Annotated in this window: 9 protein-coding genes and 4 tRNA genes; 7 read left to right on the top strand and 6 right to left on the bottom strand. The window is 26.7% G+C overall.

Features of this window, described 5'->3' with window-relative positions; all coding sequences use genetic code 11:
* From KJQ97_RS03705 to KJQ97_RS03695, 3 genes are all read left to right on the top strand, one after another.
* Positions 1-621 (top strand): hypothetical protein (locus KJQ97_RS03705; protein ID WP_214119991.1); only part of this gene is annotated, 621 nt, incomplete at its 5' end.
* A gap of 88 nt (positions 622-709) precedes the next feature.
* Positions 710-2,230 (top strand): YifB family Mg chelatase-like AAA ATPase, encoded by a 1,521-nt coding sequence (locus tag KJQ97_RS03700; RefSeq protein ID WP_214119990.1) that lies wholly within the window; start codon positions 710-712, stop codon positions 2,228-2,230.
* A 530-nt stretch (positions 2,231-2,760) separates the two neighbouring features.
* Positions 2,761-3,414 (top strand): hypothetical protein, encoded by a 654-nt coding sequence (locus KJQ97_RS03695; RefSeq protein WP_214119989.1) that lies wholly within the window; start codon positions 2,761-2,763, stop codon positions 3,412-3,414.
* Between the two features lie 38 nt (positions 3,415-3,452).
* Here KJQ97_RS03695 and KJQ97_RS03690 read toward each other — a convergent pair whose 3' ends face one another.
* The 6 genes from KJQ97_RS03690 to yaaA form a co-directional block, all read right to left on the bottom strand.
* Entirely contained in the window at positions 3,453-3,866 is a 414-nt protein-coding gene (locus KJQ97_RS03690) for a hypothetical protein (protein WP_214119988.1), read from the bottom strand.
* A gap of 141 nt (positions 3,867-4,007) precedes the next feature.
* Entirely contained in the window at positions 4,008-4,313 is a 306-nt protein-coding gene (locus tag KJQ97_RS03685) for a hypothetical protein (RefSeq protein ID WP_214119987.1), read from the bottom strand.
* Complete coding sequence (locus KJQ97_RS03680; RefSeq protein ID WP_214119986.1) at positions 4,303-4,800, bottom strand: hypothetical protein; 498 nt, start codon at positions 4,798-4,800, stop codon at positions 4,303-4,305. Before KJQ97_RS03680 ends, KJQ97_RS03685 begins: the two co-directional genes overlap by 11 nt.
* A gap of 365 nt (positions 4,801-5,165) precedes the next feature.
* Positions 5,166-5,762, bottom strand: coding sequence for an NAD(P)H-dependent oxidoreductase (locus KJQ97_RS03675; protein ID WP_214119985.1), 597 nt, complete (start codon positions 5,760-5,762; stop codon positions 5,166-5,168).
* Positions 5,759-5,983 (bottom strand): hypothetical protein, encoded by a 225-nt coding sequence (locus tag KJQ97_RS03670; RefSeq protein ID WP_214119984.1) that lies wholly within the window; start codon positions 5,981-5,983, stop codon positions 5,759-5,761. Before KJQ97_RS03670 ends, KJQ97_RS03675 begins: the two co-directional genes overlap by 4 nt.
* 1 nt (position 5,984) lies before the next feature.
* Positions 5,985-6,719 (bottom strand): peroxide stress protein YaaA, encoded by a 735-nt coding sequence (yaaA, locus tag KJQ97_RS03665; RefSeq protein ID WP_214119983.1) that lies wholly within the window; start codon positions 6,717-6,719, stop codon positions 5,985-5,987.
* Positions 6,720-6,806: 87 nt separating this feature from the next.
* Here yaaA and KJQ97_RS03660 point away from each other — a divergent pair.
* The 4 genes from KJQ97_RS03660 (at position 6,807) to KJQ97_RS03645 (ending at position 7,291) form a co-directional block, all read left to right on the top strand.
* A tRNA-Thr gene (locus tag KJQ97_RS03660) sits at positions 6,807-6,882 on the top strand.
* A 56-nt stretch (positions 6,883-6,938) separates the two neighbouring features.
* Positions 6,939-7,023, top strand: a tRNA-Tyr gene (locus tag KJQ97_RS03655).
* A gap of 8 nt (positions 7,024-7,031) precedes the next feature.
* Positions 7,032-7,108: transfer RNA gene (locus KJQ97_RS03650), tRNA-Gly, on the top strand.
* Between the two features lie 108 nt (positions 7,109-7,216).
* Positions 7,217-7,291 (top strand) — tRNA-Thr (locus KJQ97_RS03645).
* Positions 7,292-7,327 lie beyond the last annotated feature (36 nt).

Raw genomic sequence — 7,327 nt, 5'->3', positions numbered from 1 at the left:
TATTTATATGATACTAATATTGATTTTAAAGATAAAATAAAAGCATATTTTAATGGTTTAATTCCTTATAAATGTTTTTTATTTTTTTCTAAAAAAGATTATTGTATAGGAAGAGAGCACAATTATTATAATTTACAATTAGAATTCTTTAGGCCTGATTATATTTTAGATGAGGTAGATTTTGTTTATCAAAAAAATCTTTATACCATTACCAATGAATCTAGGATATTAGATAAATATTTAGTTAAGTATATAGAGCAAAATCCAAAAACAAATTTTCATATAGTAATACCACCATATCATATATTATCTTATAAAAAAGATTTGGATAAATATTTAAAATTGTATAAATTAAGTATAGAAAAATTATCAAAATATAAAAATGTAAAAATATATTTCTTTGGTAATGAAAGATTTAGTGATAATATTAATAATTGGCAAAATGATAAACAACATTATAAAAAACATATAAATTCTCGTATTAATAAAGCCATCAATGAAGGCACAAATATCATTACTATTGATAATATGGAAAAAGAATTTAATAAATTTATTAAAAAAGTAGAAGATTATGACCTTAAAGCTTATAAAGAAGCTTTAAAATTAGATATTAGAGAATGAATGTATTTTAATTGTATTTTGAACATTATCAAATAAATTGCATGTTTGTATTAATAAACTTAAAGTATTCTAAAGAAAAGGTAAAAATATGAAAAATATAAAATCAGCAATTTATACAAACGAACTAAATATAATAAATATTGAAGCAATGATGTCAAAGGGCTTACCTGCCTTTAATATAGTAGGATTAGCAAGCACTAGTATCAAAGAAAGTGTAGATAGGATAAAATCAGCTTTTGCTAATCTTGATGATTTTACAATGCCTTGCAAAAAAATCGTAATAAATTTAAGCCCATCAGATATTCCTAAAAATGGTAGTTATTTTGATTTAGCAATTGCACTTTTAGTATATTTTTATGAAAAAGATTTAGATAATGATTATTATGTATTCGGAGAGCTTGGGTTAAATGGAGATATTAAAAGCACTTCGGGGCTTTTTTCTATTTTATTATTTTTAGCTAGATTTAAGCCAAATTCTAAGGTGTTAGTGCCTAAAGAATTAGCAAGTGAAGTTAGTTTGATTTATAATTTGCAGTGTTTTGCTGTCGGGAATTTACTTGAAGCTTTTGAGTTTTTTACTAGCGAAGATAAGGAAAAATTTAGAATAAATTATAATGAAAATATTTTTAATTCTTTAATAAAAATCAATAATAAAAGTTATATAAAAAATACAAATTACCCACTAGATTTTATAGATATTAGGGGTCAAGAACAAGCAAAATTAGCTTGTAAAATAGCAGCTTTAGGAATGCACAATATTATGTTAGAAGGCTCACCTGGAAGTGGTAAAAGTATGTGCGCTAAAAGGCTAGTTTATATAATGCCGCCACTTAGCGTTGATGAGATTTTAGAAAATAATGCTTATAGGAGTTTAAATGGCGAGAAGCTTGATTTTTCGTCTATTAGAAGCTTTAGAAGTCCGCATAGAAGCTCAACTATTAGCTCAATTTTAGGTGGTGGGACTAAAAATGCTAGGATAGGCGAAATTGCTTTGGCAAATAATGGGGTTTTGTTTTTTGATGAATTTACTTATTTTAATAAGCAAATTATAGAAAGCCTAAGAGAGCCTTTAGAAGATAATCTAATCAATATCTCAAGGGTCAATTCAAAAATATCTTATAAAACTAAATTCTTATTCATATCAGCCTTAAACCCTTGCCCTTGCGGAAATCTCTTTAAAAAAGAGCAAAATTGCAAATGCCTTGAGCGTGATATTATAAGGTATAAAAGCAAGATTTCAGAGCCGATTTATGATAGGATTGATTTATATGTGGCGGTTGATGAGGTTGATATGAACGCAAAAGCAAGTGTTAGTAGCAAGGATTTAGCTGATGAGATTTTAAAGGCTTTTATCTTTCAAAAAGAGATAAGAAAGCAAGATGAGTTTAATGGTAAATTAAGCGATGAAGATATTAAAAAATACTGCATTTTAGAAGATAGTGCAAGAGATATTTTTAACAAAGCTATTAATAATTATCATTTAAGTGCTAGGGCTGCTAATAAGGTTTTAAAGGTTGCTAGGTCTTTGGCTGATTTTGAAGAGAGATTAAAAATAAATGAAAAAGATATAAAAATAGCTTTATCTTTTAGATATAGAGCAAAACATTAGATTTTGATTTTAAATTCTTTAGTTTTAAAGAATTTAAAATTAGTAGTTAAAGTTAAATCAATAATCTAACAATTGATTATCAAATACAATACTTTTCATAACTTTTAAAGCAGAGAATAAACAATTTTTCTTTTTGTTATATAAATTATATTTTTCTAAATCAAGATTTGCTTTAGATATAACTTCGTTAAAATCTCTTTCAAGTTCTTGAATTAATTTTTAGCTTTTTGTATTGCTGATACTAAGTTTTGATAAGAGTAATTTGTTTCATCTTTTTTTATTAATTCACAATAATCGTCCAATAAGATATAACAAGCTTTCAAATTATTTATTATTTCGTGCTTTTTGGCAAATTTTGTCCCATATTTTTTAGTATTTTTAGCTCCTTATTTTGCTTAAAAAATTTTTGTGATTATAAAACAATCAATAATTAAATTCCTTAAAAATTGGTTTTAATAATTTATTTTTAAGCTTTTATTAAGAGTGGGGGGGGGTATTATTATATTTTTAAAATTATTTTAGGAGATATTATGAAAAAATTAGTTTTTTCGTTAATTTGTGTAAATGCTTTTGCAAGCAATTTTGTTGGTTTGGATATTTATGGAACTAGTTTGGTTGAAGAAAATGGAGTTAGTTTAGAAGATAATTTTGTTGGTAGAGCTGATTTGTACGCAAATAGATTTTACACAAATGAAGAAAATCATTTTGTATATGATATTAGATTTACTCATGCTGAAATTAATAGTGATTTTGTAAATTCATATAATGTTAAAGGCAAAATCAAAGATAGCTTTAATAGTTTTTCAGCACTTGGTGGTTATGGAATTTTAGTTGGTAATGATATGTCTTTATCGTTGTTAGGTGGTCTAGGTTATGCTAGTAGAAGTTTTGAAGCTAAGTTTTATAATATTGATACAAATGATATTAATGTTAGTGCAAATTCAATGTTTTTAAAGACCGGTGTTGCAGCTAGAAAACAATTTGAAAATAATTTTACAATGAGTGGCGGTGTGTATCTTAAATATTATTTTGACACTATAAAAGACAAAGATTTGAATGCAGAATTTGATATATCTTTAGGTTATACATTTGCGAATAATATTTATGCAGGAGTAAGATTTGGTTATGTTAATGATATTAGCAAAGGCGGTAGCATAGGACTTGCATTAAGCTATAAATTTTAAAATTTACTCAAGCCTTTAAAGGTTTGAGTAAAAATATTTTAATAATCAATTAGCTCTACATAAACTTGCTCTTTATCATCTGTGTAATAAGTTTTATATTTTATTGTAGTTTCGTTTTCTCCACCATTCACAACTATGCCTTTTATCTTGCCATTTGTTATTTTACTGCTTAATTTATTTGGCATAGTTGGATAAACAAATTTCAAATCAGCATTACAATATCTTGCTCTATCATCTTCGTTTTTTAGTGTTACAAAGCTAGAAAAATCCATCTTAACATTACTGCTTACATATTTTATTATTTGATTCAATAAATCAATTACGGGTTTATAAGCATTTGCTGCGTAGCTTTCGGCAAAATTACCATTATATGAATAATCATAATCTTTAAACTCTCGCGCTTTAATTATCGTATTTTCTACTTCATCTTGAAATGCTTTTAATAACGCCATATTTAAATATTACTTCAGGAGCATTTTCTCTTATAAGCTCTTCTAAGGCTTTAAGTGCTGCTTCATCATTGCATTTTGGTGTATTATCAAAAAAAGAAAAATTAAAAGCACTTAAATATGTGCTTAAAAATAAACTAATTATTATTTTTTTTCATTGTTACTCCTATTATCTTCAAATATTTTTGTAATAGCTTGAGAGATATTTTCATTATTTGGGTTATTGTCTAATATAAATAATTTTAAAAACTCAACGCCAAAATGCGATGGGAAAATAAAATAACAATCATTGTGAAAATTATCCTTAGGAAAATGATTTGTCCTTATGCCTATTGATAATTCACCCTTATTTGTCTGTGCTTCTCCGACTACTACTTCAAAATATTTATCTTTATAAATTAGTTTGAAAGGATAGTTTTTACTATCAATAAAAGGCTTTTTAATTTGCATTTCTTGCCTTTACTAAGTCTATGATATTATTAACCTTTTTTAGGTTTTTGTTTCTTAAAAATACACCTATGCTAAATAAATCTATAAACCAAAATGCACAAACTAATAAATAAAATATAAAAGTAATTTGTGGATCAAATCTAATTAAAAGCGTTGCAATATAACTTATTTGATAAATTATAAGAATTAATAATTTTATAATACCTATTTTAAAATGCCCTACCTTAAATCTTGAAACACCGAAAGATCCTAATACGAAATTGTGCAACCAAAAACATACACTAGGACTATCAAGCTCGTCTTTTTCAAGTATTGTAGCAACTTCTTTAAGCTCGGTTTCGCTTAAACTTTCTAGTTTTTTTAATAATTCTTCATTACTCATAATTGGTTTTGAGTAATTTTGATTTGCTGTAAGAGCTTTTTTAAATCCACCTATTTTCTTAGGCAACTTGTCTTGAATTTGAGAGAATAAAATCGTCGCATTCATTTTTAATCCTTTTAAAATAAAATAAAAACGAGATAATACCCCCCCCCATTCTTAATTTATGCTTAAATATATAATAAGTTTTAAATATATGAATTTTAAATTTATATTTTTTAAGTAAAAATTAAGAATGGGGGGGGGTATAATAAATTATTTTATGAAAGGAGATATTATGAATAACGCTAATGCAAACCATAAAGCAAATCAAGCTAATGCTAATAAAGGCACTTCAGGTCAAAACCCAGCTCACGCAAAAGTTCATTGAAATCGTGGTGCTCAATTAAATCCAAATAATAAAAAATAATTTTGGATTTACTAGCCTAAAAAGGCTAGTGTATAAAATGTAATTTATTTTGAAGATAGAATTCTTATATAAATTTTACTTTTTCGTTAAACGAAAATCTCATTTTTTTATGCTTTGGTTGCCCGTTTGCTCTATAACCAAAAGTTAAAACTAAAGCACAAAACTCATCTTTTGGTAAAAATTCTTCATTAATCGGTGCTTCGTCGTATCCTCCGATAATGCAAGAATCAACGCCTAAAGTATGAGCACAATTTACCATATTTGTAGCTGCTATATAACATTGTAAAGCTCCATATTCGTGAGCGTTTCTAGTTTCTAAACGCTTTAGATAAGGCGAATATAATTCATAAACTTTATCAAAATCTTCTCTTCTTTTAAGTGCATTTTGAACTACGCTACCCTTTGGGTCAAAATTATTTTTTGCAGCTACAATTACAGCAAAAGCACAAGTTTCAAATTGTCTTTTAGAATTACAAAATTGTTTTAATTTTTCAATGTTTTCAGGATTTTGTAAAACATAAAAAGTCCAAGGCTCAAGCCCTAATGAGCTAGGGCTTAAAATTCCAGCTTCTAAAATAGCATTGATTTTTGCTTGAGAAACTTTTTCGTTATTAAATTCTTTACAAGCAAAACGAGTTTTTAATAAGTGCAAATAATTCATTCTTCGTCCTTTCTGGCTTTTTTTTGAGCTAATATATTTTCTTTATTATCTTCTATTAATAATCTATTTCTTTCTATTAGCTTCATTGCTTCGTTTAATTTATCATCAATTACTGATATTTTTTGTTTTAATAGATTTATTCTTGTGTTGAAATATTGCGTAATTAAAAATGCTATCAGTAAAAATACGATTAGTATAACTAGTAAATACAAGCTTCCCATTTTAATCCTTTATATCAATATAAAATATTGTTTTATTTTCTATATTTTCTATATTTATTACAGAAAAATTAGTATAAATCATATTAGATAATTCTTTAATATTAGTAATATTATTTTGTGCTAATAGCCTTAAAACCCTGCCACGATAGACTTTTGAACTATGAGATAATTGCTTATTATTTTTCATAAAAATAAAAGTTGCGTGTGGAATTTGAATTTGATAATAGTCTTTATAAATATCAGCTCTAAGGTCAATTGCAAATTCTTTTATTATTTCATTTAGATTATTTGTTGTATCTTTTAAATATTCTTTAGCTTGGTTGATTTTGTTTAATTTCACCCCTTGTTTGAGTTTATAAAATGGTATCTCATCATTTGCAAGAATAGGTCCAAAAAGGTTGGAAAATATAATTACATTATCATCAATATATGTTTTTTCTTCATTACTTAAGCTATTGTAATCTAATTCTTTATAGCTAACTCCTTGGTATAAAACTATTGCTTTATATAATTTATTAGAGAAATTATTTAATATATTTTGGGTATTTTTAACACCAAAAATTAATTCTAAATTATCAAAATGATTTATATATTCCTTTATATATGATTTCCTAAATTGAGATTTTATTGAGAGATTGTCTAAATTTAAATTAGTAAAAAATATCTTTAATTCATCTATATTATAAGCATTTAAGCTATTTATTTTTTCTTCACTTGGTGAAAATAAAATTTTCATATTGCTCCTTTTTTTAAAAAAATTATAACTTACTCTTGACAAATGAAAAATTTTTACATATAATGCCGTCTTTCATTTTTGATTTATGCTGGTTTAGCTCAGTTGGTAGAGCAGCTGCCTTGTAAGCAGCAGGTCGGGGGTTCAAGTCCCTTAACCAGCTCCATTTTATTTTTAGCAGTGTTTGACCAGAACAAAAAAGGCTTTATTTTTATAAATAAAGGTGAGTTACTCAAGTGGCCAACGAGGGCAGACTGTAAATCTGCTGGCTTTGCCTTCCGTGGTTCGAATCCACGACTCACCACCATTATAGATGCGGGAATAGCTCAGTTGGCTAGAGCATCAGCCTTCCAAGCTGAGGGTCGCGAGTTCGAGTCTCGTTTCCCGCTCCAACTTTTTTGCAAGAACTGGGAGCTGTAATTTTTATCGCTTCACAAGTTTTTCCAAAAATAGTTTAAGTTTTAGTGTATTTGTTGTCTAAAGTTATAATTTTTCTGAGCGCTCGTATGGCTCAGAGGTAGAGCACTCCCTTGGTAAGGGAGAGGTCGTGGGTTCAAGTCCCACTATGAGCTCCATTTATTCAAAAAGGTAATAATTTTAGACTAGTAATT

It is taken from the genome of Campylobacter sp. 2018MI01 (assembly GCF_018501205.1).
GTDB lineage: Bacteria > Campylobacterota > Campylobacteria > Campylobacterales > Campylobacteraceae > Campylobacter_E.
The sequence above is the reverse complement of the archived record's forward strand: the minus strand, read 5'-3'. Positions and strand labels throughout refer to the sequence as shown.